Annotated in this window: 23 protein-coding genes; 7 read left to right on the plus strand and 16 right to left on the minus strand. The window is 60.5% G+C overall.

Going from position 1 to position 24,635, the window contains the following annotated elements:
* Positions 1–2 precede the first annotated feature (2 nt).
* Together IBX54_RS00085 and IBX54_RS00090 are read right to left on the minus strand one after the other, a co-directional pair.
* Positions 3–734 (minus strand): 4Fe-4S dicluster domain-containing protein, encoded by a 732-nt coding sequence (locus IBX54_RS00085; RefSeq protein WP_296540623.1) that lies wholly within the window; start codon positions 732–734, stop codon positions 3–5.
* Positions 731–3,640 (minus strand): molybdopterin oxidoreductase family protein, encoded by a 2,910-nt coding sequence (locus IBX54_RS00090; RefSeq protein ID WP_296540624.1) that lies wholly within the window; start codon positions 3,638–3,640, stop codon positions 731–733. Before IBX54_RS00090 ends, IBX54_RS00085 begins: the two co-directional genes overlap by 4 nt.
* Before the next feature lie 249 nt (positions 3,641–3,889).
* Between IBX54_RS00090 and IBX54_RS00095 the strand changes: the two genes are divergently transcribed.
* The 5 genes from IBX54_RS00095 to IBX54_RS00115 all read left to right on the plus strand — a co-directional run bounded on the left by IBX54_RS00095 (position 3,890) and on the right by IBX54_RS00115 (position 9,300).
* Positions 3,890–5,098: an ATP-binding protein gene (locus tag IBX54_RS00095; RefSeq protein WP_296540625.1), complete on the plus strand. Its 1,209-nt coding sequence runs from the start codon at positions 3,890–3,892 to the stop codon at positions 5,096–5,098.
* Entirely contained in the window at positions 5,095–5,802 is a 708-nt protein-coding gene (locus IBX54_RS00100) for a response regulator (RefSeq protein WP_296540626.1), read from the plus strand. The genes IBX54_RS00095 and IBX54_RS00100 overlap by 4 nt, the downstream gene beginning before the upstream one ends.
* A gap of 173 nt (positions 5,803–5,975) precedes the next feature.
* The gene (locus tag IBX54_RS00105) at positions 5,976–7,298 is read left to right on the plus strand and encodes an HlyD family efflux transporter periplasmic adaptor subunit (protein WP_296540627.1); all 1,323 of its coding nucleotides are present in this window, start codon (positions 5,976–5,978) and stop codon (positions 7,296–7,298) included.
* 13 nt (positions 7,299–7,311) lie between these two features.
* Positions 7,312–8,550 (plus strand): FtsX-like permease family protein, encoded by a 1,239-nt coding sequence (locus tag IBX54_RS00110; RefSeq protein WP_296540628.1) that lies wholly within the window; start codon positions 7,312–7,314, stop codon positions 8,548–8,550.
* A 21-nt stretch (positions 8,551–8,571) separates the two neighbouring features.
* Positions 8,572–9,300 carry an ABC transporter ATP-binding protein gene (locus IBX54_RS00115; RefSeq protein WP_296540629.1) on the plus strand — a complete coding sequence of 243 codons (729 nt, stop codon included), beginning with the start codon at positions 8,572–8,574 and terminating at the stop codon, positions 9,298–9,300.
* 543 nt (positions 9,301–9,843) lie between these two features.
* On the opposite strand, the gene cobA is transcribed toward IBX54_RS00115, so the two are convergent.
* The 14 genes from cobA to dsrA form a co-directional block, all read right to left on the minus strand.
* Positions 9,844–10,635, minus strand: coding sequence for a uroporphyrinogen-III C-methyltransferase (cobA, locus tag IBX54_RS00120; RefSeq protein WP_296540630.1), 792 nt, complete (start codon positions 10,633–10,635; stop codon positions 9,844–9,846).
* Positions 10,632–11,003: an iron-sulfur cluster biosynthesis family protein gene (locus IBX54_RS00125; protein ID WP_296540631.1), complete on the minus strand. Its 372-nt coding sequence runs from the start codon at positions 11,001–11,003 to the stop codon at positions 10,632–10,634. Before IBX54_RS00125 ends, cobA begins: the two co-directional genes overlap by 4 nt.
* Positions 11,004–11,025: 22 nt before the next feature.
* Positions 11,026–12,783 carry a cobyrinate a,c-diamide synthase gene (locus IBX54_RS00130; RefSeq protein WP_296540632.1) on the minus strand — a complete coding sequence of 586 codons (1,758 nt, stop codon included), beginning with the start codon at positions 12,781–12,783 and terminating at the stop codon, positions 11,026–11,028.
* A 13-nt stretch (positions 12,784–12,796) separates the two neighbouring features.
* Positions 12,797–13,954 carry an NrfD/PsrC family molybdoenzyme membrane anchor subunit gene (gene nrfD / locus IBX54_RS00135; RefSeq protein WP_296540633.1) on the minus strand — a complete coding sequence of 386 codons (1,158 nt, stop codon included), beginning with the start codon at positions 13,952–13,954 and terminating at the stop codon, positions 12,797–12,799.
* An 80-nt stretch (positions 13,955–14,034) separates the two neighbouring features.
* The gene (dsrO, locus tag IBX54_RS00140; RefSeq protein WP_296540634.1) at positions 14,035–14,814 is read right to left on the minus strand and encodes a sulfate reduction electron transfer complex DsrMKJOP subunit DsrO; all 780 of its coding nucleotides are present in this window, start codon (positions 14,812–14,814) and stop codon (positions 14,035–14,037) included.
* 454 nt (positions 14,815–15,268) lie between these two features.
* Complete coding sequence (locus IBX54_RS00145) at positions 15,269–17,227, minus strand: NAD(P)-binding protein (RefSeq protein WP_296540635.1); 1,959 nt, start codon at positions 17,225–17,227, stop codon at positions 15,269–15,271.
* A 58-nt stretch (positions 17,228–17,285) separates the two neighbouring features.
* Entirely contained in the window at positions 17,286–18,779 is a 1,494-nt protein-coding gene (gene dsrK, locus IBX54_RS00150) for a sulfate reduction electron transfer complex DsrMKJOP subunit DsrK (protein WP_296540636.1), read from the minus strand.
* Between the two features lie 9 nt (positions 18,780–18,788).
* Positions 18,789–19,523, minus strand: coding sequence for a respiratory nitrate reductase subunit gamma (locus tag IBX54_RS00155; protein ID WP_296540637.1), 735 nt, complete (start codon positions 19,521–19,523; stop codon positions 18,789–18,791).
* 39 nt (positions 19,524–19,562) lie between these two features.
* Positions 19,563–19,895, minus strand: a complete 333-nt coding sequence (locus IBX54_RS00160) for a TusE/DsrC/DsvC family sulfur relay protein (protein WP_296540638.1) — start codon at positions 19,893–19,895, stop codon at positions 19,563–19,565.
* A 41-nt stretch (positions 19,896–19,936) separates the two neighbouring features.
* Entirely contained in the window at positions 19,937–20,236 is a 300-nt protein-coding gene (gene tusB, locus IBX54_RS00165; protein ID WP_296540639.1) for a sulfurtransferase complex subunit TusB, read from the minus strand.
* Positions 20,237–20,251: 15 nt separating this feature from the next.
* On the minus strand, positions 20,252–20,647 hold the full coding sequence (gene tusC / locus IBX54_RS00170; RefSeq protein WP_296540640.1) for a sulfurtransferase complex subunit TusC: 396 nt from the start codon (positions 20,645–20,647) through the stop codon (positions 20,252–20,254).
* 23 nt (positions 20,648–20,670) lie between these two features.
* Positions 20,671–21,030, minus strand: coding sequence for a sulfurtransferase complex subunit TusD (gene tusD, locus IBX54_RS00175; protein WP_296540641.1), 360 nt, complete (start codon positions 21,028–21,030; stop codon positions 20,671–20,673).
* 17 nt (positions 21,031–21,047) lie between these two features.
* Positions 21,048–22,118, minus strand: a complete 1,071-nt coding sequence (dsrB, locus tag IBX54_RS00180; protein WP_296540642.1) for a dissimilatory-type sulfite reductase subunit beta — start codon at positions 22,116–22,118, stop codon at positions 21,048–21,050.
* A gap of 36 nt (positions 22,119–22,154) precedes the next feature.
* A complete protein-coding gene (dsrA, locus tag IBX54_RS00185; RefSeq protein ID WP_296540643.1) occupies positions 22,155–23,432 on the minus strand; it encodes a dissimilatory-type sulfite reductase subunit alpha in 1,278 nt (425 codons plus the stop codon).
* Between the two features lie 326 nt (positions 23,433–23,758).
* Here dsrA and IBX54_RS00190 point away from each other — a divergent pair, with 326 nt between their 5' ends.
* The gene (locus IBX54_RS00190; protein WP_296540644.1) at positions 23,759–23,998 is read left to right on the plus strand and encodes a hypothetical protein; all 240 of its coding nucleotides are present in this window, start codon (positions 23,759–23,761) and stop codon (positions 23,996–23,998) included.
* The gene (gene cas6 / locus IBX54_RS00195; protein WP_296540645.1) at positions 23,995–24,609 is read left to right on the plus strand and encodes a type I-MYXAN CRISPR-associated protein Cas6/Cmx6; all 615 of its coding nucleotides are present in this window, start codon (positions 23,995–23,997) and stop codon (positions 24,607–24,609) included. The genes IBX54_RS00190 and cas6 overlap by 4 nt, the downstream gene beginning before the upstream one ends.
* Positions 24,610–24,635: the final 26 nt, after the last annotated feature.

The raw sequence follows: 24,635 nt of genomic DNA on the forward strand, positions 1-24,635 counted from the left end.
GCTTACCAGGACATCACATCGTCGAGTGAGGGTTCAGACATGTCCGGCTTGGGCAGGAGGCCGTCGATCTTCAATGGGTTATCGGCACGAATGAGTTCATCCTTGTGCAGGTTCAGTTCGTTTTTGCGCCTTGGCAAGTAGTGGTTCGACGGATAGGTGCCCCATTCGGGCATCAGCGTGTAACCCGCCTTCTCGCGAATCGCCAGCGACACCGCCGACTCCGAATCGTGGATGTCGCCAAACAGGCGCGCACTGGTCGGGCAGGCCAGCACACAGGCGGGTTTGCGTTCGCGCTCAGGCAGGGCGGTGTCGTAAATGCGATCCACGCAAAGCGTGCACTTGGTCATGACCTTGCGGCTTTCATCGAGCTCGCGCGCGCCGTAGGGACAGGCCCAGGAGCAGTACTTGCAGCCAATGCATTTGTCGGAATCAACGAGGACGATACCGTCTTCGGCGCGCTTGTAACTGGCCCCCGTGGGGCACACCGGCACGCACGGCGGGTCTTCACAATGCAGGCAGGATTTGGGGAAGTGCACCGTTTGCGTGTTCGGGAACTCACCGACCTCGAAGGTCTGCACCCGGTTGAAAAAGGTACCCGTGGGCTCGGCGCCGTAGGGATTGAAGTCAGCCAGCGGGCCGGCCGTGCCCGAGGTGTTCCACTGCTTGCAACTGGTCACGCAGGCCTGGCAACCCACACACACATTCAGATCGATCACCAGCGCGAGCTGCGTCATTTGCGCGCTCCCTTGCCGGCAAAATAGGCTTGCCAGCCCGGATTGGCGCCCCCGGTACCGGGCGCCGCGGGCACCGCCTTGAATTGCGGCCAACTGCTCGCCGGCTCTTCGGGTCCGGCCTTGTAGATGCGCACCTGAACGTCAAACCACGCGGCCTGCCCGGTGATCGGGTCGGAATTGGAGATCGTTGTGCCGGATGAGGCCCCCGGCAACTCGTCGGAAATCAGGTGGTTGAGCAAAAAGCCGCGCTGCGACTCGTTGGCATCGGGCTCAAGATGCCATGCGCCGGCCGCCTTGCCGATGGCGTTCCAGGTCCAGACCGTGCCAGGCTCGACCGCTTCGGAGTACTTGGCCAGGCAGCGCACCTTACCCCACTGCGACTCGGCCCACATCCAGCCGCCATCTTCAATGCCCTGCGCGCGCGCTGTTTGCGGGTTGACGTACAGGTGGTTGTGCGCATGAATCTGGCGCAGCCAAGCGTTTTGCGAATCCCACGAGTGGTACATCGCCATGGGGCGCTGCGTGATCGCACTGAGCGGATATTTGGTGCGGTCAGTTTTTTGCGCTTCAAGCGGCTCGTAGTAGAAAGGCAGCGGGTCGAAGTATTCCGCAATGTTCTTCTTGAGATGCTCCGGCGGCTTGCGCGATATGCCCTTGCCCTGCGCCGCCAAGCGGAATTTTTGCAACACTTCCGAATAGATGTGAATCAGGATGGGCTCGGCGTAACGCGTGATCCGGGTACGTTGCGACCACTCCAGATAACCCTTGTTCCAGTTGCGCATGTACTGGTACGAAGGCGGCAGTTTGTGGTGATAAACGCAGTTGTTCTGCGCGTACATTTCCAACTGGCGTGAATTGGGTTCACCACGCATGAATTTTTCTCCGCCCTTGCCGCGCCAACCGGCCAGAAAACCGATACCGGAGCCGGGTTCGGTTTCGTAGTTGACAATGAAATCAGGGTAGTCGCGGAATTTCCGTGTGCCGTCGGGTCGCACGAAGGCCGGAAACTTCAGGCGGCTGGCCAGTTCGATCAGCACTTCCTGAAATGGCTTGCACTGGCCTTTGGGCGGCAGCACCGGAATGCGCACCGAATCGACCGGACCGTCGAACTCCGAAATGGGCCGGTCCAGCATCGACATCACATCGTGGCGCTCAAGGTAGCTGGTGTCGGGCAGCACCAGGTCGGCAAACGCGGTGGTCTCGGACTGGAAAGCGTCGCAGACGACCAGGAACGGAATCTTGTATTCGCCGTCCTCGCGCTTGTCATTGAGCATCTTGCGCACTTGCGCCGTGTTCATGGTCGAGTTCCAGGCCATATTCGCCATGAACAGCATCAGCGTGTCGATTGGGTACGGGTCGCCGCGCCAGGCATTGGTGATGACGTTGTGCATCATGCCATGCACCGACAGCGGGTACTCCCACGAGAACGCCTTGTCGATGCGCACCGGCTTGCCGTCGTCGTCCACGAACAGGTCATCGGGTTCGGAGGGCCAGCCCAGCCCGAGGCCGTCGAGCGGCGTGTTGGGCTTGACGGCAAGCGGCGTGTTCGGCGTCTTGGCGCAGGGCGGAATCGGACGCGGGAAAGGCGCCTTGTGGCGGAATCCGCCCGGGCGATCAATGGTGCCGAGCAGCGACATCAAAATGGCCAGCGACCGCACGGTGTGAAAGCCGTTGGAGTGCGCGGCCAGCCCGCGCATGGCGTGAAAAGCAACCGGATTGCCGGTCACCGTGTCGTGTTCCTTGCCCCAGGAGTCGGTCCAGGAGATCGGCAGTTCAATTTTCTGGTCGCGGGCGGTCACACCCATCTCGTGGGCGAGGCGACGAATCACCTCGACCGAAATACCCGTGATGCCGGCCGCCCACTCGGGGGTGTAGGCCGCAACGCGCTCCTTGAGGAGCTGGAACGCGGGCTTGACCGCGGTGCCATCCGACAGCTTGAACTCGCCAAACAAAAACGGGTCGCAGCCCTCGGTGTGCGTCACGACGGCACGGTTGCTCACACGATCCCACCAGAGCTTGTTTTGCGGGTCAAAGCAGCCTTCTTCTTCGGGCACCTCAGTGCGCACGAACATGCCGAACTCGTCGTTGGCGCTGTCTATGTTGATCAACTGGCCCGAATTGGTGCAGCGCACCAGGAATTCCCGGTCGTATAGGCCCATTTCAATGAGTTCGTGGATCAGCGCCAGCAGCAGCGCACCATCGGTGCCGGGCTTGATCGGCACCCACTCGTCAGCAATGGCCGAGTAACCGGTGCGCACCGGATTGATCGAAATAAAACGCCCGCCATCGCGCTTGAATTTCGAGATCGCGATTTTCATCGGATTGGAGTGGTGGTCTTCGGCGGTGCCCATCATCACAAACAGCTTGGCACGATCGAGGTCGGGGCCACCGAATTCCCAGAATGAACCGCCAATGGTGTAAATCATGCCGGCGGCCATGTTGACCGAGCAAAAACCGCCGTGCGCGGCGTAGTTGGGCGTGCCGAACTGGCGTGCAAACAGGCCGGTGAGCGCCTGCATCTGGTCGCGTCCGGTAAACAGGGCAAATAGCTTGGGGTCAGTGGCGCGCAGCTTTTTAAGCCGCTCCTCCAACATTGAAAACGCTGCGTCCCATTCGATCTCTTCGAACTGGCCATCGCCGCGCTCGCTGCCCGGCTTGCGCAGCAACGGCTTGGTCAACCGCGCTGGCGAATACTGTTTCATAATGCCCGAAGACCCTTTGGCGCAGATCACGCCTTGGTTCAAGGGGTGGTCGGGATTACCCTCGATGTAGCGCACCTCACCATTGCGCAGATGCACCCGAATACCGCACCGGCATGCACACATATAACAAGTGGTGTTGCGCGTCTCGGTGGTGGCACCGGGCAAAGGCGGGCTGAGAGGGTTGTGAAGCGGTGGACCAGACATGCGAAGGACGCGTTTTTTTCACTGAAAATTCAACAAACGAGGCTTGCAAACTGTGGCGACCCCATGGACATCCAGAACAATGCAAAGTGACCCTATTAAAAACAAGGTCACCCAGCACGTCTATCACCGACAAGGGTGGTTGGAAGTAACCCAAATGGGTAGCATAAAAACAATTCTTATAAGGCTATGGTTTTCCTCAATACATAAGTTGTCAATAATGCCCTACGATCCAGCAACATCATTCGCGTCATGACGGCAACTACGATCCCTATCATCCAACCCGCTGCAGCGGATTCGGCAAGCTTTGCCAATTTGTTGACGACCGATGCAAGCAAGCCCGAAGACCTGGAGATTTTGCTGGAGCGTTTTTTGAGCGCCATCATTGCTTTGGCTGGCGCGCAGGCGGGTGCGATGCGGGTCTTGACCGATGATGATAAATTCTTGCGATTGGTGGCACATCAGGGTTTGCCGCCAGACGTGGTGCAGAACGAGCGACTGGTTGACCGCCAATGCGGCGTGTGCGGCAGGGCCTCCAGTGCCGATGTGCTGATTTGGGTGGACGACCTGACGGCCTGCGACAAGCAGGGTCTCAAGCTGTATTTTGGTTCCCGCTGCAAAAGCATGCTGGCCATCTCGCTGCTGCACAATCAGCAGATTCTCGGCATTTACAACCTGTTCTTCGAGAGCTCCTGCAGGATCGATGCCTCGGTGCAAACACTGCTGCGCCTGCTGGGTCAACTGCTGGGATTGACCCTGCACAACGCGCGCATCGAGCGTGAGCGTCTGCGGCTCACCGTAATGAAAGAGCGCCAGGACATGGTCAATGAAGTGCATGACGCGCTGGCGCAAACCCTGGCCTACGCCCGCATGCGGCTGCCGCTGCTGAACGATGCCATCGTGGCGCATGATGAGACGCAGGCGCTGAAATATTTTTCGAATTTAAAAACAGCGGTCACCGAAGTGCATGACAACCTGCGTGAGGTCATGACCTACTTCAGAACCCGCATGGACCCGCTCGGGCTCATGCACGCGCTCACCACCATTGCCGACAGCTTTTACCTGCGCAACGCCATCACGCTGGAAATACGCAACACCGTGCCCAACCTGAACCTCAATGACCATCAGGAAGTACAGGTGTTCTACATCATCCAGGAGGCACTGGCCAATATTGCCAAACATTCCATGGCCCGCCATGCGCAAGTGCGGATCAGTCAAACGTCCGAATACCTTGAATTTTTGATTGAGGACGACGGACTGGGCATGGATGAGCCCAACGTTTCAACCATCATCACATCGGCCCGCCCCCTGGTGCCATCGACGCATTTTGGCATGGACATCATGCAAAGCCGAGCCAAACGGCTGGGTGGCCGACTCGAGGTCGGCAACATGGATGGCATCGGCACCCGGGTTCGGCTGTCAATTCCGATCGAGACCGAAAGGAGGAGCAAAGCATCATGACAGACAAAATTCGCCTTATGCTGGTGGATGACCATTCGCTCTGTCGCAGCGGCCTGAAGGAACTGCTGGAGCACCGCGGCGGCATGTCGGTGGTATGCGCCACGGGGGATCCGGATCAGGTGGTTCCCCTGCTGCAAGAGCATCAACCCGATATGCTGATACTCGATTTGCGTCTGGCGCAAACCGATGGCTTGAGTGTGCTGCGCATGATTCGTGCCGAAGGTTTCGACGTGCCGACGGTCATTCTCACGATGAGCGACAGCGAAGACGACATGTCAGCGGCGCTGCGTGCCGGCGTCAAGGGCTATCTGCTCAAGGACATGGACCCGGAAGAGGTGATTGTTTCCATTGGCCGGGCCGCCCGCGGCGAGATGGTGGTGGCATCGGCCATGATGCTCAAATTTGCCCAAATACTGCAGACCGGCCCCAAGGGCTCGGCCATGGGCGACCTGGTGGCCACCCTGACTGAACGCGAACGCCAGGTACTTGACCACGTGGCCAGCGGCCAAAGCAACAAGGTGATTGCGCGAGCGCTCGACATCAGCCACAACACGGTCAAATTGCATGTGCGCCACATCATGGACAAGCTCAACTTGCGCTCACGCGTGGAGGCGGCGGTATTTTCATTCGAATACCACAACTCGCCCGATGGCACCAAGGCGGTGTCCGACGCCAGCACCAAACCCAGGGCACCGACGCACTGAACAAGCGCAGCCGGGCAACGACCGGACTGCCAGTCCGGATCGCGCCACTTGGAGTGGTCATCCGGTTTTGGGGCCGGCCAGCAGCGATGATTCCGCTACCATCGCCCCATGCCCTTGATTCACCCAACCCAAACCCCAGGCACGCCACCCACCACCCCGTCGCGGAGCCAGCCATGACACGCGCTCGCCGCTGGCTGTTGGCCCTGCTGTTGGTGACTGTCGCCGTGGTGCTGGTGTGGCTGGCGCGGCGCGCCCCGCAAGTCGAGGCCGTGGTGTTGCAGGCGGCGCCATTGGTACGCAGCATTCAGTTCTCAGCCCGGGTGGCCACGTTGACGCGAGTCGATGTGGGCAGCACACTCACCGCCCGGGTAGCGCAAGTGTTGGTGCGCGAAGGCGATGCGGTGCGTGCGGGAGACGTGCTGGTACAGCTCGAAACCGACGAACTGCGCGCCGCACTGGCGCAACAGCAAGCCAGCCTGGCGCAGGCGCAGGCGCGTCTGCAGGGCTTGCGTTCCACCGGTCGCAGCCAGGCGCAAGCCGCGCTGGCGCAGGCGCAGGCCACATTGCAGGCGACCCGCCTGGATGTCGAGCGCACCCGGCAGCTTGTCGCGCAGGGTTTCCTGAGCCCGGCGCGGCTCGACGACGCCGATCGCACGCTCGCCGTGGCACAGGCCGCGCAAGAGGCCGCTGCCGCCCAGGTGCGGGCCAATGCCGATCACGGCACCGATCTGGCGCAGGCGCAGGCGCAGTCGGACCTGGCACATGCGGCAGTGCAGGCGGCGCAAGCGCGGCTGGCGCAAACCGCCGTGCGCGCCCCGACCGATGCCAGGGTGCTCTCGCGCAGCGTCGAGCCGGGTCAGATCGTGCAGCCCGGACGCGCCCTGCTGGCGCTGGCGCTGGCCGGGCCGACGCAGCTCAAGGCGCAGGTGGACGAGCGCTTTCTGGCACAACTTGCACCCGGGCAGGTGGCCACCCTGGTGGCCGACGCGTATGCCGACCAGCGCCTGGCGGCCAAGGTTCTGACAATTTCCCCCGCGATCGACCCCCAGCGCGGCGCCGTCGAAGTCACGCTGGCGCTGGACCAGACCGCCCCGACTTTCCTGCGTGAAGACATGACGTTGTCGGTGGAGGTGGAAACCGCACGGCGCGCCAACGCGTTGGCATTGCCGCTGGCGGCGTTACGCGGTGCGACCGCAACCACCACGGGCAGCAATTCGGCGGCCACCAGCGCCGCCAACGACGACAGCGCCGAGGTGCTGGTGGCGGTGGACGGGTACGCGCAAGCGCGGCGCATTCGCCTTGGCGTGCGCAATTTGCAGTCCGCCGAGGTGCTGCAAGGCTTGCGGGCGGGCGACGTGGTGCTGCTGGGCACCAACGTGCAGCCGGGCCAGCGCGTGCGCCCGCGCGGAGTTGCCTCCGCAAGTGTTGGAAAGACCAGTTCAGGCAATCAGGCCGGTTCCGCCGCTGCGGCGCTTGGCAACGCCATGGGTCGCTGAGCGGGGCGCTGTCATGGGCAAGACGCTGGGGTTTGAATGGCTGGTGGCGCTGCGCTTCTTGCGCGAAGGGCGCATGCAGACATTACTCATCATCGTCGGCGTGGCCGCTGGTGTGGCCGTGGTGGCTTACATCTCGGCTTTGATCACCGGCTTGCAGGCCAGCACACTGGAAAAAACACTTGGCGCGCAGGGCCACATCACGTTGCGATCACCACAAGATGTGGTGCTCAGCGCGCGCCTGCCTGCCACAGGTGAGGTGGTTCTGAGCGAGGCGCAACCGCGTGCACAAGGCCTGCGCTCGGTGGTCAACTGGCAAAGCCTGGTGCCGGTGTTGGAGGCCATGCCCGAGGTGTCGAGCGTGTCGCCGATGGTCTCGGGCTCCGGGCTGGCGCTGCGCGGGCAGGCGCAGCAATCCATCGCCCTGCTGGGCGTGGAGCTTGACCGCTATGACCGCATCGTCGGCCTGCGCGCCAAGGTAGTGGCGGGCACGGCGCGGCTGGCACCGGGCGAGGCCATCATCGGCCGCGAGCTGGCCGACGACCTGGGTGTGCGCGTGGGCGACCGCCTGACGCTACAGACCGCCACCGCTGACGGTGTGATCAACGAGTCGGTGCGCGCCACTGCCCTGGTGGACCTGGGCGTGCGCGACCTCAACCGGCGCACCGTCATCGTGCCGCTACGCGCCGCGCAAAGCCTGCTCGGGCTGCCCGGCGGTGCCACCAACATCGACCTCAAACTGCATGACGTGTGGTCGGCGCAGCAGCTCGCGCAAGACCTGCGCGCGCGCTACCCCTACAAGATCGAGAGCTGGCAAGAGAACAACGCGCAACTGGTGTCGGCGCTGAACGCGCAGTCGGTCAGCACCAGCATCATCCGCAGCGTGGTGATGATCGTGGTGGTGCTGGGCATTGCCAGTGTGCTGGTGGTGTCGGTGGTGCAAAAGCAGCGCGAGATCGGCATCCTGCGCGCCATGGGCACCACGCGCGCACAGATTTTGCGCGTGTTTTTGCTGCAAGGCGCGGTGGTGGGCGTGCTGGGCTCGGCGCTGGGCATCGTGATTGCCGTGGGGCTGATCTGGGCCTTTACCCATTTCGTCAAAGGCTCGGACGGACTGCCGCTGTTCAACATCACGCTGCCCTGGCGCGTGGGGCTGAACGTGGCGCTCATGGCCAGCGTCTGCGGCGTGCTCGCCGCCATTGCCCCGGCGCGGCGTGCGGCCGCCATGGACCCGGCGCAAGCCATCCGTCTGTAAGGCGTTCAGGCGTTATTCGTGATGAATCAAGAACCAACCGCCGTGCCATTGATCGCGTTGCGAGGCGTTCATAAAAGCTACAACCTGGATTTGCCGAGCCAGACCGAGGTGCTGCACGGTATCGACTTGCAGGTCGGGCGCGGCGAGTTTGTCGCGCTGATGGGGCCGTCGGGCTCGGGCAAGAGCACACTGCTCAACATTCTGGGGCTGCTGGAGCGCATGACGGCGGGCTCGTACCTGCTGCAAGGCCAGGAGGTCAGCGGCTTGGACGACGCTGGCCTGACACTGCGTCGGCGCCAGACGCTGGGTTTCGTGTTCCAGTTTCACCACCTGTTGCCGGCCTTCACCGCGCTGGAAAACGTGACACTGCCACTGATGATGATCCACGGCAGCGTCAGCACCGCGCAGCGCCGGCACGCGCTGGACCTGCTGGCGCAGGTGGGCCTGACGGGTGCCGAACACAAGCGTCCGGCCGAGCTGTCGGGAGGCATGCAGCAGCGCGTGGCCATTGCCCGCGCCGTGGTGCTGGACCCGCCGCTGGTGCTGGCCGACGAGCCCACCGGCAATTTAGACCAGGCATCCTCCAACGAAGTGTTTGCGCTGCTGCGGCGCCTGCACGCTCAGCAGGGCACGTCGATCGTGGTGGTCACGCACGACGCACACCTGGCGCAGCGCTGCGACCGCCTGCTGGAGTTGGTGGACGGCCAGATTGACCGCGACGAGCGCGTCGCAGCCCTGCCCCAAGTCTGAAGGCAGTGCGCCAGGCGGACTGTGCGGTGACTACCCCGCCGTGGTGCGTACAGAGCCATCCATGATGGCTGAATCCACCGGGTCGACTCCGGTCGCAGCGCCCCATGAAATCGTCGCCACATTGCCGACCGTCCATGGCATATCTGAACAGCCGGTTTCGAGTGATTAACGTGAAAGAATATCGTCATTGCGAACGCAGTGAATATCCATGACCCCAAAGTACACGGATTGCCACGTCGCTGCGCGACTCGCAATGACAACTGTGTTTCATCATTTGGGGCGGCTGAGTTGCCATGACAGTTAGACTGGCTAAACGTACTTCGCCCCCCGGGTCTTCTGAAGTCAGCCACTTTTCCCCGAAGCTGACTTTCAAATTGAGCGTCAGCAATAGAGAAAAACGTGAACCCGCAATGCAGCGAAATGTTGGTGCCTTAAGCGGCCTCGCACGGGCATGCAACCCGTGATATTCGCCACTACACGGTCAACTTACAGCCCCATTTTTGCCTACCCGGGCAACTGAGTGACCCAGACAGAAACAGAGAGTCAGACCGGCACCGTCCTCGTGGCCGGCTCGAACCAGGCCAGTTCCCGGTGCAGTTTGACCACCTCGCCGATGATCGTCAGGCACGGTGATTTGAGGCCGGCCTGCGCCACCCGCTCGGCCATATCGGCCAGCGTGCCAGTCACCACTTTTTGGGTCGGCTGGCTGCCGTCCTGTACCACCGCAATAGGCAATTCGGGCGATGATCCGTGCGCCACCATCTGCTTGCAGATTTCCGGCAAGCCGCCCAGGCCCATGTAGATGACCACGGTCTGGTTCAGGCGCACCAGGCTGGGCCAGTCGAGGTCGGCTGTGCCGTCCTTGAGGTGGCCGGTGACAAACAGGCAGCACTGTGCGTGGTCGCGGTGCGTCAGTGGAATGCCCGCATAGCTCGACACGCCTGAGGCCGCCGTCACCCCTGGCACCACCTCGAACGCCACACCCGAGGCCGCCAGCGCTTGCAGCTCTTCGCCGCCACGGCCGAAGATGAAGGGGTCGCCGCCTTTGAGGCGCACCACCTGTTTGCCCTGGCTGGCCAGCTTGACCAACAGCGTGTTGATCTGCTCCTGGCGCAGGGTGTGCTCGTTGCGCCGCTTGCCGGCGTAAATGCGTTCGGCACTCGGTGACACAAACGCCAGCACACCATCAGATACCAGGTTGTCATAGACGATCACGTCGGCTTGCTGCAGCAGGCGCACGGCGCGCAGCGTCAGCAGTTCGGGGTCACCCGGACCGGCACCGACCAGATAAACGCGTCCAGAATCAGGTTTGAAGTTTTTCACATCGGCTTTCAATGGGTGGCTCCCTTGCTGCCACAGCCGCCACAGCCGCCACTACCGCAGCCACCGGTGGTTACCGAGCCGCCGCCGCAGGATGGGTGGCTGGTGGGGATGAAGATGAAGTTGAATTCACCCGGGTTGAGCTCGACAAAGTCGAGCACGGTATCAAACAACAACTCCTGGGATTCGCCGTTGATGACCACCGCAACGCCTTCAAGCTCAAGCTTCATGTCCTCGTCTTTCGGGTCGTCAAAGCCCATGCCGTACTGCATTTCACCGTCGGCGTCTCTTTTGGCGGCAACCCGCAAGGCCAGCTCCAAAGCACCGCTGGCCTGCGCGGCTTGCTGGATTTGCTGGGCGGCGGCAGGGGTCAAGTTAAACATGCGTTGTGCTCCTATTGAAAAATTAATGTTCGCCTTTGGTCTTTAACAAACCGGCCAATCGGTTACCTTGCTTCTGTGGCCCGCCGATCGGAAAAAGTTCATGCAAATGGTGATTGTTGCCCAACTCCGGGCCCCATACTTTGGCAAAGTGCTTGATCATGACGCGCACTTGGGCCTGCACCCGGTGTTCCTCAAAATAAGCGCGCAAATAGTGAATCACCTGCCAATGGGCATCGGTCAGTTCCAGCTGCTCTGACTCGGCCTGGGCGCGGGCAAAGTCTTCCGACCATTCGCCCAGATTCTTCAAATAGCCTTCCACGTCGGTCGTTACCAGCTGGCCTTTGACCAACAGGGTGCGAGCGGCGCCGGGCAATTGCGTTTCATTTGCTATTTTTCTCCTCCGCACAAAGTTGACAAACTGGTGTGCCCAGTCCGAGCCGGCACCCGTGCGCAGGTGCGCATAAGAGGCCAGCACGTTGCGATGGACCAAGCCGTCGCGTTCACCGTCAATGCCATGACCGCGCAACACCCGGTAGGCGAACTTGAGGTCCGACGGCATATTTTCAAGGCTGGAATAATGAAATTCGTGGCCACGCAGGGTTTGCCCGGCGGGCTCGGTTGCCGTCAGCCACGGCGCATCGGCGGTGGTCTGCAAAGTGACATAGCCGCGGCCCACCGGGCGCTCGTGCATCAGCACATCCACCGGCAGCGCGCCCACCATGTCCACCTGTGTGTCTTTCCAGCGCAGTGTGCGGGCCAGGTACATCAGGCCGCCGCATTCGGCATAAACCGGCAGACCGGCCTCGATGGCGCTGCGGATGCTGCTACGCAAAGCGGCGTTGGCCTGCAGTTCAGGCATGAAGACCTCGGGGAATCCGCCACCAATGAACAAGCCATCCAGGGGCGGCAACACGCTGTCCTGCAAGGCGTTCACCGGCACCAGTTCGGCACCCGCTGCTTGCAATGCCAGCAGGTCGTCGGGGTAATAAAAGCCAAACGCCTTGTCGCGCATAATGCCCAAACGCAGGGGCTGGTCGGGTTTTGCGGCCACCGCCTCGGCGGCCACTGATGTACTGACTGGTGACGCGCGCAAAGCCGATGCGCTTTTGGCCAAGTCGATGATCTGGCCCAGATCGACCTGCTCGGCAATGCGCTGACCAATGGTCTGCACATGCTGCGTGGCATCGTCGCATTCCTGATTCGGCATCAGCCCCAGATGGCGCTCGACCAGTGCCAGTTGCGGGTCATGGGCGATGGCGCCCAACACGGTGACGTCGGTGTAATGCTCGATCACGGCGCGCAATTTGGCCTCGTGACGGCTGCCACCGAGTTGGTTCAGGATGACACCGGCAATGCGGATATTGGCATCAAAAGCCTGGTAACCCAGAATCAGCGGCGCAATACCGCGCGTCATGCCGCGCACGTCCAGCACCAGCACCACCGGCAGGCCCAGCAGATGTGCCAGCGCAGCATTGCTGTTGCTGCCATCCAGCGCCAGGCCGTCGTACAAGCCCTTATTGCCTTCGACGATACTGATGTCGGCGCCAGCCGCTTGGTGCGTGAAACAGCCGATGATCTGGTCAGGCGTCATCAGGTACGGATCAAGGTTGAAGCAATCGTGCCCGCTGGCCTGGCTCAGCCACATCGGGTCAATGTAGTCCGGACCTTTCTTGAATGGCTGCACCTTCAGGCCCCGCGCAGACAGGGCGGCGCACAGGCCGATCGTGACGGTGGTCTTGCCGGACGATTTATGCGCCGCCGAAACCAGTAAACGAGACATGCACTGCACTGCTTCAGGTCGTCACAGCAACTGGCTTGGCCAGACTCAGCTCGATCGCAGCATCATCGAGTCGATTCGGCAGGAAGCCGAGCAATTTGAGCCCAATCATCACGATCAGCCCGGCAATGGCCAAGCCACCAAAGCCAAGCAGCCACTCCAGCAGGGAGGGAGTGTAGGGGTTGATCACGCCGTCGTAAAAAGTACTGGTCACTTGCCGTCCGGGGAACAGCACCAATGGGAAAGCCTGAGCCCCGATGATGGTGACATACAGCTGCGCAAAAGCGCCAACGATGACCAGCGACGTCGCTGCGACGATACGTTGACGCATTTGACCGATCTTCGGGTGCAGCAGCAACAGCAACGGCACGATGCCGCCAAGCAGAACCGCACCCAACCAGAACAAGAGAGGGTAAACGCCACCATTGAACAAAATGAAATCTTCGAAAGCGTGGTGTCTGGTGAAGTAACGATTGGTCAGGTGATACACCAGCACAAAGTACAGCCCGACACCGATAAAGATCGCTTGAAGACGCGCCAGGCGAGTCATCATGGCGTCCCCTATCTGGCAATCATTACTGCGGCAGGCCTGCATCAACACCAGCACGAACACAGCCAGCCCGTAGCTCAGCGACAACGCTATGAACATGGGCGCCACCAAGGCCGAGTCGAAGGCCTGACGGGCAACCTGAAAACCATAAATGGAACCGGTTCCAGTCGTCAAGCCAATGCGCCAGACAAAGGCAAGGGTAATCGCCAGCAGGGTGAAGCGCTGCATGCCACGCGCCATCAGGGTCCATAGATAGAAGGCGGTAAAACCCGCAAAACCCGAATAGAGAAAAAGGTTCCAGGCCAAAACGGACTTGAAGTTGAAATTCATCATGGCCAGATTTGCCCGGTCGGGTCGTCCCAGGTCAAACATGAGCATCAACACGCCCGCGAGCAGCATCGCGATGGCCAGCAACCCCGACAGCGGCGCCACAGGCCGGTACTCCGCTTTGCCAAAAAACGAAGTCAGCAATGCAATGCTGAGCGCCCCGGCGGCGGACAGCAGCAGAAACACGGCAAACACATCGGGCAGACCCCAGACAATCTGATTGTTCATACTCGTGACGATATGGCCATGGTGTTCTATGTACAACACAGTGGCCCCGAACAGCAGGATGATCGCCACCAAAAAAGCCAGCAACTGGTAATAGCCGCGCTTGGTGGCTTGTAATTCGCGCAAAACGATTTTCATGCGTCGTTCTTTCTTCAAATACCGAGGTAGCGCACACCGGTGTTCAGATTGAGGTTTTCACGAATCTGGCGGCTGGGGTAGCTGGCAACCCGCTTGGAGATTTCGCTCTCGGGATCATTGAGGTTGCCAAAGATGATCGCACCGTGCCCCGCGTCCGCGCAGGCGCTCACACAAGCAGGTTGCTCACCCCGGTCGACCTTGTGAACACACAAGGTGCAGGCTTCTGCCGTGCCCATGCCCCGGGGTACATCCGGTTTTTGCCGGGTCAAGGGTTCATGGACAAAAGAACGGGCTTTGTAGGGGCAGGCCATGATGCAATAGCGACAGCCAATGCAGATGTGCTTGTCCACCAGCACAATGCCATCGGCGCGTTTGAATGAGGCCCCCGTCGGGCAGACATCGACACAAGGCGGCTCGGCGCAATGCTGGCACATCATCGGCAGAGACTGCGTAGCTCCAGTGTGCGTGTCCTTGATTTCAAGCTTGCGGATCCATTGTGAATCGGTGGGAAGCGTGCCGCCAGACAGGCCGTTTTCAGTGTTGCAGGCGGTGACGCAATCGGTGCAGCCACTGGCGCATTTGCCGCTGTCGATCAGCATGCCCCAGCGAACCTTGCTGCTGGCGCCTGGGCTGGCGCTACCCGCGGCCGGTGCGGCTTGGGCCACTTCGAACAGGCGAACGCCAGGCGCCAGCAAGATACCGGCCATCCCGGCTGCGGCAACGCCCAGGAAGCCACGACGACTTGAAGGTGTTGTGGCAGGTTCAGGCAGCGGGATGTTGTGATCGTGCTTCATGGTTTGACCTGTTGCTGTGCCACGATGCCTGCGGGTTGGCTGGCATGACACTGAAAGCAGTCAATTTTGACCGCTACATAGTTGTGGCAACTCTGACAAAAATTGCCTGGTTCGTCATTGACGCTTTGGCTGGTCTGGCTGGCATGACAGGCAATGCACGCTTTCAGTGAGTACTTGCCAGTGCGTATGCCGCCGCGAAGCGTGTCATCGCGCTGATGGGTGAGAAGCTTCATGTGGTTGCGTCGCATGAAGGCGGGTTCTTCCACACATTGACCCCCTTGGGCTTTCTCAATCATGGGTTGCAAACTTTGGCTGGCGGCAGCTGTCGTTTGCGCTGCCGCAGGTAGAGAAGCGGCCAGTAGCAGACCTACAAAGAGTGCCAGCAGGCGAATAAGACCCTGGACACTCAGGACACCGCGTGGGGAGCCACCAAAGGCGACACAGGGGGCAACCATCATTCCCCCAGTCCCATCTGGATGTAACCCGTGGGGCAGACGTCGGCACAAATGTGGCAGCCAATGCACCTGCTGTAGTCGGTATCAACGTAACGGCCGATGGTGGCCTTGGCTTTGGGCACCTTGAACACCGCCACCTGCGGGCAATAGACCACGCAGTTGTCGCACTCAAAACACTGGCCACAGCTCATGCAACGCTTGGCCTCGGCCACCGCCTGCGCTTCCAGCAGCGGTTGCAGGCGTTCCTCGAAGTTGTCCAACGCTTCTTCGGCGGTGAGCGACACGATGCCCCGCTTGTTGCGCGGCGCAAAGCCGAAATGCCCCAGGAACAGCTCTTTGTGCGAGATCACATAGCGGTCCGAGCGGTTGTCAAAATTATGGATGGCCGCGGTGCTCTTGTCGGTACCACGGGTGGGTTCATGAACCTCGGTCAGGGACAGCCCCTTTTCGATCAGCTTGCGCGTCAAGTCAAAGGTGTGCACATCGATCTTGGGGCGTTTTTCCATCGCCTCGTTTTGCAGGAAGCGGTCAATACCATCGGCGGCAATGGCGCCATGGCCAATCGCTGTGGTCAGCAAGTGAGGGCGAACCACGTCGCCGCCGACAAAGAAACCGGGCTGACCCTGCACCTGGTAGTTCTTGTCGGAATTGATGGCACCCTTGCCGTTGTTGAATTCCTCCAGGCCAGTAAAGTCCACCGCCTGGCCGATCGCCGACACGATCAGATCGGCCGGGATGTCTTCTTCGGTGCCCTCGATGTTCTTGATGTCGAGCCGACCGCCGATGATCTTGGCTTCGCAGCGCATGATGCGCAGTGCCACGGCACGGCCGTCTTCGTCACGGATCACGGCCACTGGCGCCATGCCGCCGCGGATGGTGATGCCTTCGGACAAGGCGTGCTCAACCTCGTGTTTGGAGGCCTGCATTTTGTCGATGTCAAAAATGGTGGTCAGCGTGACCTCTGCACCGTGGCGCACCGATGCAGCGGCCACGTCGTGGGCCACATGGCCGGCAATGGCGCGCTCGGGACGGTCCGACTCATGGACCTTTTCGATGTGACCCAGGCGACGCGCCACCGTGGCAACGTCGATCGAGGTGTCGCCGCCGCCAATCACGACCACGCGCTTGCCCACATGGCGCAGGCGGCCGTCGTTGAAGGCCTTCAGGAACGAGGTGGCGGTGACACAGTTGGGCGCGTCCGCTCCCTCGACCGGCAAGGCACGGCCCGCCTGCGCACCCAAACCCAGGAACACGGCATCGAACTGCTCACGAATCTGCGTCATGGTGATGTCGGTGCCAATGCGGCAATTCATGCGCACGTTGATCCCCAGGTCAAGGATGCGCTGAATCTCGGCGTCAAGCACATCGCGCGGCGTGCGGAAACCCGGAATACCGTAACGCATCATGCCACCGAGCTCGGCGCGCTCGTCAAAAATGGTGACCGAATGGCCTTTGAGGGCGAGTTGGTAAGCGGTTGACAGACCGGCCGGGCCGCCGCCGATCACGGCAACCGTTTTGCCGGTGAGTTGCGCAGGCTTGTTGTAGGCCAGGTTGTTCTTGATGGCATAGTCGCCCAGAAAATGCTCGACCGAGTTGATTCCAACAAAATCCTCGAGCTGGTTGCGGTTGCAGCCTGACTCGCAGGGTGCCGGGCAAACCCGCCCCATCACAGAAGGAAACGGATTGGCTTCGGTCAAACGGCGAAACGCATACTCCTGCCAGACCATGCCGGCCGGCGGCTTCTCGATGCCGCGCACGATGTTGAGATAGCTTCGGATGTCTTCGCCAGCCGGGCAACTGCCTTGGCAGGGAGGCGTGCTCTGAATGTAGGTGGGGCATTTGTGCGAATGACCGGCATCAAAAATTTGCGTTTGCCAGCTCTTGACCTTGGCGTCGCCGTCCTTGAAGCGGCGGAAGCTCAACGTTTTGACTTCAATGGTTTCGGGGTTCGCAGACATGTCGGAGTCTCCTGGTTTTATGCTTGAAAGTGTGGATACAGAGTGTGGGACGGCAGCGTTATTTGTCACCCAGGCGAATCGCCTTGCTGACCAACTGGTGAACACCGCCGACCATACCCATGTTGAAGCCGTAATACGGCAACACCTTGGTGAATTGGGATTTGCAAATGGCGCAGATCATGACCATGAAATTGACGCCATGGTCATCCACCACCTGTTTAAGGGCTTCTGATCGGGGCAGCGCGCCCTTGACCCGAAGTTCCATCAGGTCATCGGTCAGCAAGCCGCCACCGCCACCACAACAGAAAGTGCTTTCCTGGATGGTCTCGGGCGCCATGTCGTAGAAGTTATTGGCGACCGAGGTGATGATGCGCCTGGGAATGATGAACTGGCCGCCCGGGATGTTGCCCATGCGGGAACCGCGCGCCACATTGCACGAGTCATGGAAGGTGATGATGCGGCTGTCATTGGCCTCTTTGTCGAACTGCAGCGCACCGCGCTGAATCAGGTCATCGGTGAACTCGCAAATGTGCTGTGGTACCGGATAGCGCGGATCGAGGTAGTCGAACGGCCCGATCAGGGTATTCCAGAAGCTGTAAGCGACGCGCCAGGCATGGCCGCACTCGCCCACCACAATGCGCTTGACGCCCAGTTCAAGGGCAGCCTCACGCACCCGCAGGGCAATGTTGCGCATCTGCTCGTAACTGCCAATGAACATACCAAAGTTGCCGGCTTCGGAGGCGTGCGAACTCAAGGTCCAGCTGATGCCTGCGGCATGGAATACCTTGGCGTAACCAATCATGCTTTCGATGTGAGGTTCGGCAAAAAAATCAGCTGAAGGCGTGATGAACAAAACCTCGGCCCCTTTGACATCCAGCGGGAACTTGATGTCCAGACCCGTCTCATCCTTGGTGTCTTCTTCCAACCCTTCCAGCGTATTTTTCAGTGCCGGCCCGGGCATGCCCAGGTTGTTGCCGATGGTGTGCACCTTGCCAATGATCTCGTTGGTGTATTTTTGCCCCAAGCCGATCGAGTCCATGATCTCGCGGGCAGCCATGGTCACTTCGGCGGTGTCGATGCCGTAGGGGCAAAACACCGAGCAACGACGGCACTCGGAACATTGGTAGTAATAGCTATACCACTCGTCGAGAACCTCGCGCGTCAGGTCCACCGCGCCAACCAGCTTGGGGAAATGCTTGCCGGCAAAGGTGAAGTAGCGGCGATAGACCTTGCGCATCAGATCCTGACGCGCCACCGGCATGTTTTTCGGATCGCCCGTGCCCAGAAAATAATGGCATTTGTCGGAGCATGCACCACAATGCACGCAGGCATCCATGTACACCTGCAACGAGCGGTACTTGCCAAGCATTTCGCCCATCTTGGCAATTGCCTTGTCTTGCCAGTCGTCCACCAAGGACTCGGGAAAACCAAGACCTTTCTGGATCGGACCGGCTGCAGGGAACGACTTGATGTGCGACATCGCCCCGACCTGCACCAGGGGAATGACCGGGTAGCTCTTGAGCTCGGGGGTTTCAAACTTAGCAGTGGCCATGGTGTGTGCTCAGGCTTTTTTGTCTAGCGCGGCTGCCCAAGCCGAAATATGGCGAACTTCGCGGGCGTTGTCAGCCTGGTTGCGCGTCGGGCTGAAAAACACCCCGGGTGCATGCAGCAGTTTGCTGATCGGGAAAATGATCATGAGCAGTGCCACCAGCGCCAGATGCACCAGCAGCACCGGGTCGGCCGGTAGCGGTTGCCAATTGAAACGCATCAGCCCCAGAATAAAAGCCTTGAGAGCAATGATGTCGGTGTGCGCCACAAAGCGCATGGTCAAACCGCTGAGCCCGATGGCCAGCAGCAGTAACAGCATCAGGTGGTCTGAAGGCGTGGAGATGTAACGCACCCGGTCCACCAGCCAGCGTCGCGCCCACAGACCACCCAGGGCCGCGACCATGGCAAAACCCGCCATGATGCCAAACGGCTGCACCAATTGCACCGGCAGCCAGACAGGCTCCTGAAAGTAGCGCAAATGGCGCAAGGTGACCAGCAGCAGCGTCACATGGAAAAGCCAGCCAAAGATCCAGGTCCACTTGCTGGACTTGAACAGACTCTCAAAAAAGACCACCTCACGCGCCATGCGCCAACGCACACCAGAAGCCGTGAGAGGTGCCGGTGTAGAGGGAATCTTCAGGGGAGCCGGGGATTTTGCATAGGTACGAATCTTGTTAGCGACACCCAGCACAAACACCGCAGTAGCGACATAAAACAGCAGTGCATAAATGACTGTCAAAGTGGACATGGGCGAGCCTGCAAGTTCGTTAAGTGGTCAAGTCAAGAATCAGATGCAACCTGTGGGCTTGGGCAGACCGGCAATCTTGCAAGCCTGTTTGGCCGGGCCGTAGGGGAACAGTTCGTACAGGTACTTGCTGTTGCCTTTTTCTTCGCCAAATTTTTTGCCGATGGCCTTGGTCAGCACACGCACAGCGGGCGCAATCTGGTACTCGTTGTAGTACTCGCGCAGAAAGTTGATCACTTCCCAGTGGTTCTCGGTAAGCGGTACTTTTTCTTCCTCGGCCAGATGCTCGGCGGCCTCGGTGGTCCATTCGGCCAGGTTCAGCAGGTAACCCTCTTCGTCGGTTTCGTAGGTTTGGCCGTTGATTTCAAAGCTCATAGTGTTCTCCAGTTAAAAATAATTGATTTGCCAGGATCGGCTCAAAGCCACGATTGCGAGGTGGGGTATTGCTCGACCAGATCGACAAAGCCGGTGTAGTCCACCGGCGTGATGCCGTCCTGCAGCTTGGCCGTCATGCCGCGGGCATCGAGGTCGGGCTGCAGCACAAACAGGCTGACTTTGGTGGCGGCTTGACGCATGCGCTCAGTCATGGCGCTGCCCTGCGTGGCGGCGTAAACGCCGTCTTCGATCAGCAGCACGGCATGACCGGCTTGCGCCATGCGCAGGCAGGTGTCGAGCGCGTTGGTGTCGAAAGGGGATTTGTTGATGATGTGCAGCATGGTTCTTGCCTTTTCTTAAAAACTCAGGATCACGTCCTGTTGCGCCATCAGTTCACCCATTTGCTGGTCATCGAGCACCTCGACCGGTACCAGCAGATCGGCCTCGGACAAGCCGCGTTGATCGAGCGATGCCTGATCAACGTACAGCTTCTCGATGTCATAGCCTTCGAGTGCGCGGTAGCTCGGTGAAAAGTTCTTGATGCCGATACCCTTGGTCTGCTGGCCCTTGACCAGTTCATAGACGCCATCGTCCATGAACACCAGACTCACGTCCTGGTCAAAGGTGGCGGTGATCAAGACCACCTCCAGGCTCTCCAGGGCGTAGATGGTGCCGTAGGGCGCTTTGCGGTTGACAAACATGAATTTCTTCACCTTGGGGCCGCTGACTGCCGTTGTTGCTTGTTCACTCATGGTGTATTTTTCTCTTTGCTGGATTAATCGCCAAACGTGACCAGGCGATCCGCCTTGATGCCACTGTCCACCAGTTGTCCCAGGCCCGAAATACGGAAGCCGGGGGCCAGCACTTCGTCCTTGATGCCGCGGCGCAAGGCAGCGGCGACGCACACCACCAAGTCGACCTTGTGCTCGGCCGCCAGCGCTGACCAGCGGTTCACAATGTGGCGGTCGTCCTGCGGCGGCTCGGTGAGCCGGGTCGCGTTGTTGACGCCATCATGGTAAAAAAATACACGCTGAATCGTGTGGCCCTTGGCCAAGGCAGCCACCACGAACTGGTAAGCGCTGTCGGACGCTTGGTGCGTGTAGGGGCCTTCGTTCACGAGGATGCCGAATTTCATTCTCTTTCCTCAACTGTTTAGAACCGGATATGGGTCGATGCGTTCAGGCTGGAACGCGAACCGCGCCAGTCGTCGATCAGGTACTTGGTGAACGGCAGGTCGCACTTTTCAAAAAATGCGGGCCAGCCGATGCGCTCGATCCAGTCCGACACCCGCTCCCAGGAGCGTGCGTCAGCCTTGTAGGTGTACAAAATCTTCTTGACCATGGCCGACACTTCGGGCCAGCGCGGCGGGTTGTTGGGCAGGCCCGAGGCCACCATCTTCATGAAGGTCGGTTTGCCGCGCGCATTGGAGTTCTTGCCGCCCACCCAGATCGCCAGCTTGCTGTGATCCGGGTCGTTGATCTGCATCGGTGGGCAGGGTGGGAAGCAGGCGCCGCAGCACATGCACTTGGACTCGTCAATTTCCAGCGAAGGCCGACCGTTGACCATGGCCGGTCGGATGGCCGCCACCGGGCAGCGCGCCACCACGGTGGGGCGTTCGCACATGTTGGCCACCAGGTCGTGGTTGATCTTGGGCGGCTTGGTGTGCTGCATGACGATGGCAATGTCGGCCTGGCCGCCGCAGTTGATCTCACAGCATGAGGTGGACAGGTGCACCCGGTTGGGCATCTCCTCTTTGATGAACTCGGCGTGCAATTCATCCATCAGGGCCTTGACGGCGCCCGAGGCGTCGGTGCCCGGAATGTCGCAGTGCAGCCAGCCCTGGGTGTGGGCAATGGAAGACACCGAGTTGCCGGTGCCGCCAACCGGGAAACCATTGTTGGTCAGCGCCTCCACCAGCGGCTCGACGCGCGCCGGGTCAGACACCATGTACTCGATGTTGGAGCGAATGGTAAAGCGCACATGGCCGTCGGCGTAAGTGTCGGCAATGTCGCACAGCTTGCGGATGGTGAACAAGTCCATTTGCCGCTGCGTGCCGGCACGAACCGTCCAGATCTGGTCGCCGCTGTGGGCCACATGGTGCAGCACGCCCGGACGCGGCCGGTCATGGTACTTCCAGTTGCCATAATTTTTGGCCATCAGGGGGTGCAGAAACGGCTTGTTATCCGGAACGCCGCTCTCAATGGGGGTGCGCATAGTTGCCATGGTGATCTTTCTTAATCAGTTGAGGACAAGTCGGCTTCAGGCCGCTTTGCGGGCATTGATCCTGGCCACTTCATCATCCCAGCCGTCGGTGCGGACGTAGGGGTTGGTGCGTGGCGTGGCGACCATGCTGGGGTCGATCTCGACGCCGATGCCTTCGAGGAAATTGATCAGGCCGATGCGCTCGATCATCTCGCCGGTGCGCTCGTGCTCCAGCGCGTTTTCGGCAAAGAAGTCAATCGACTTCTGACCCAACTCCACCAGCGCCTCGTAGTCTTCGTCGGTCTCCATGGGCATGAAGGGAATGACCACGGTGCCCATCAGGTCGCCGATCTTGAGGGTACGCTTGCCGCCCATCAGCACCGTGACGCCCTTGTCAACGCCGGTGGCCAGCGCGCCGGTCATGACGTTGATGCAATGCATGCAGCGCACGCAGTTGCCGTTGTCGATTTCCAGGCAATGGCTGTCGCTGACCTTGACGCTGGAAATCTTGTCACCGGTGGCAACATCCTTGATTTCCTTGAGCATGATGGCCTTGGTCGGGCAACGGCTGACCACGTCGTTAACGAGCTCGGTCATGCCGTGCTTGTCGAACCATTTGCGTGCCAGCGCCTCGTCGGTGCGGATGTTGTCGCGCCAGGTGCCGATAACGGCCATGTCGGCGCGCTGGATCGAGTTCATGCAGTCGTTGGGGCAGCCCGAGAACTTGAACTTGAACTTGTAAGGCAGCGCCGGGCGGTGCATGTCGTCAAGGAAAGTGTTGAGTACCTGGCGATGGGCACGCGCCTCGTCGAAGCAGGACTGCTCGCAGCGCGCCGCACCGACACACGACATGCTGGTGCGCACCGCCGGACCGGCGCCGCCGAGGTCGAAGCCGAGTTCATTGAGTTCGTCAAAAGCACCCTGCACGTTGGCCGTGCTGGTACCCTGGAACATGATGTCACCCGACTGGCCGTGAAAGGCGATCAGACCGGAGCCATGACGTTCCCAGATGTCGCACATATTTCGCAGCAAATCAGAGGTGTAGTGCATTCCCGCAGTCGGCATGATGCGCAGGGTGTGGAATTCCTTGGAAGCCGGAAACATTTCAGCGACTTCGGAAAAACGGGGAATAACGCCACCGCCGTAGCCAAACACGCCCACCGTGCCACCCTTCCAGTAGCCCTTGCGGGTTTTGTACGAGTGTTCCAGCTGACCCATCAGGTCGGTCATGTACTCGCTGTCCTTGGCCAGTCGTTTCAGACCGGTGACAAAGCTGGGCCATGGACCGCTTTCAAGCTGGTCAAGCATGGGGGTATCGTGTTGCTTAATGCTCATAGAGTGTCTCCTGTCAAGGGTGCGCAAGTCTTGCGCTGTATCGTCGAACCGGGTGTGTTACTCAGTGGCCTGCATGCCGGGCTACTACGTCAACCGTGAGGCAAATAGTACGATTGACGCTGCCCCCTCTGCTATCCCCCTCGTTGGGTATTTGGGGCTACCCATTTGGGCTATATCACCCCACCCGTCCCGGTAATAGACGACCGGGGTCCACTTTGCGCCCAATAGCGGTATGCGCGTTGTTTGGCGATGCGGGCCCATGGCCCCATGGCAACACCGCCTGCCAGTTTGTTTTTCAGTTTTCTTATTGAGCCACCACCCACACCATGACCACCCTGACACCGTTGGCTAAATTCACCATTCCCGTGAGTGCGCAGGTCATTGAGCTGCAACAACTGGACTATGAAGGTGGCAGCATGAGCCTGCTGCGCACCCGCATCCGTGAGAAAAGCCGCTTCACCGTGTTTGATATCGACCCCCAGTCGGCCCGGCAATGGGGCGAGGCCTTGCTGCGCTGGGCATCGGAACAGCCCGACAACCAAACCCCTTCGCAAGAACCTGTATGACCACCGCAGCCCCTGAACTCTGCTCCACGGTCGATCTGATTTTCCCCATCAGCGGGCGATTTCTGCCGCGCGACCATGCCCAGCCACTCAGAGACGCCTTGTGCAGCGCCTGGCCCTGGCTGGAAGGCGAGCCGCTGGCCGGTGTGCAGGGCATCAAGCTGGTGCCCGGCACCGAGCCGCAGGCCATGCTGTCGCGCCGGACCAAACTGTTGCTGCGCTTGTCACGCCCGCGCGCCAGCGAACTGCTGGACGGCCCCGGCCTTGACATCGACGTGGCGGGCCACGCCTTGCATCTGGACGCGCCGCATGTGCGTGAGCTGGTGCCGCACACCACGCTCTATGCCTACCACGTGGTGGCGGCCGACACCGACGAGGTGGCTTTCATGGCTGCCGTCACCCGGGAGCTGACTGAGCTGGGCATCGGCGGCGAGCGCGTGTGCGGCAAGCGCCAGCGCATGACGCTTGCCAGTGGTGTGGTGACCACCTTCAGCCTGATGCTGCACGGATTGGCCCCGGAGCCCTCGCTGCACCTGCAACAGCACGGCATCGGCCCGCACCGGCTGCTGGGCTGCGGCATTTTCATTCCGCACAAATCCGCCGCCGCGGTGTGACCAAATTCATTAACTGAAACAAGGAG

The sequence above is a fragment of the Rhodoferax sp. genome (assembly GCF_014859475.1).
Taxonomy (GTDB): Bacteria; Pseudomonadota; Gammaproteobacteria; order Burkholderiales; family Burkholderiaceae_C; genus Rhodoferax.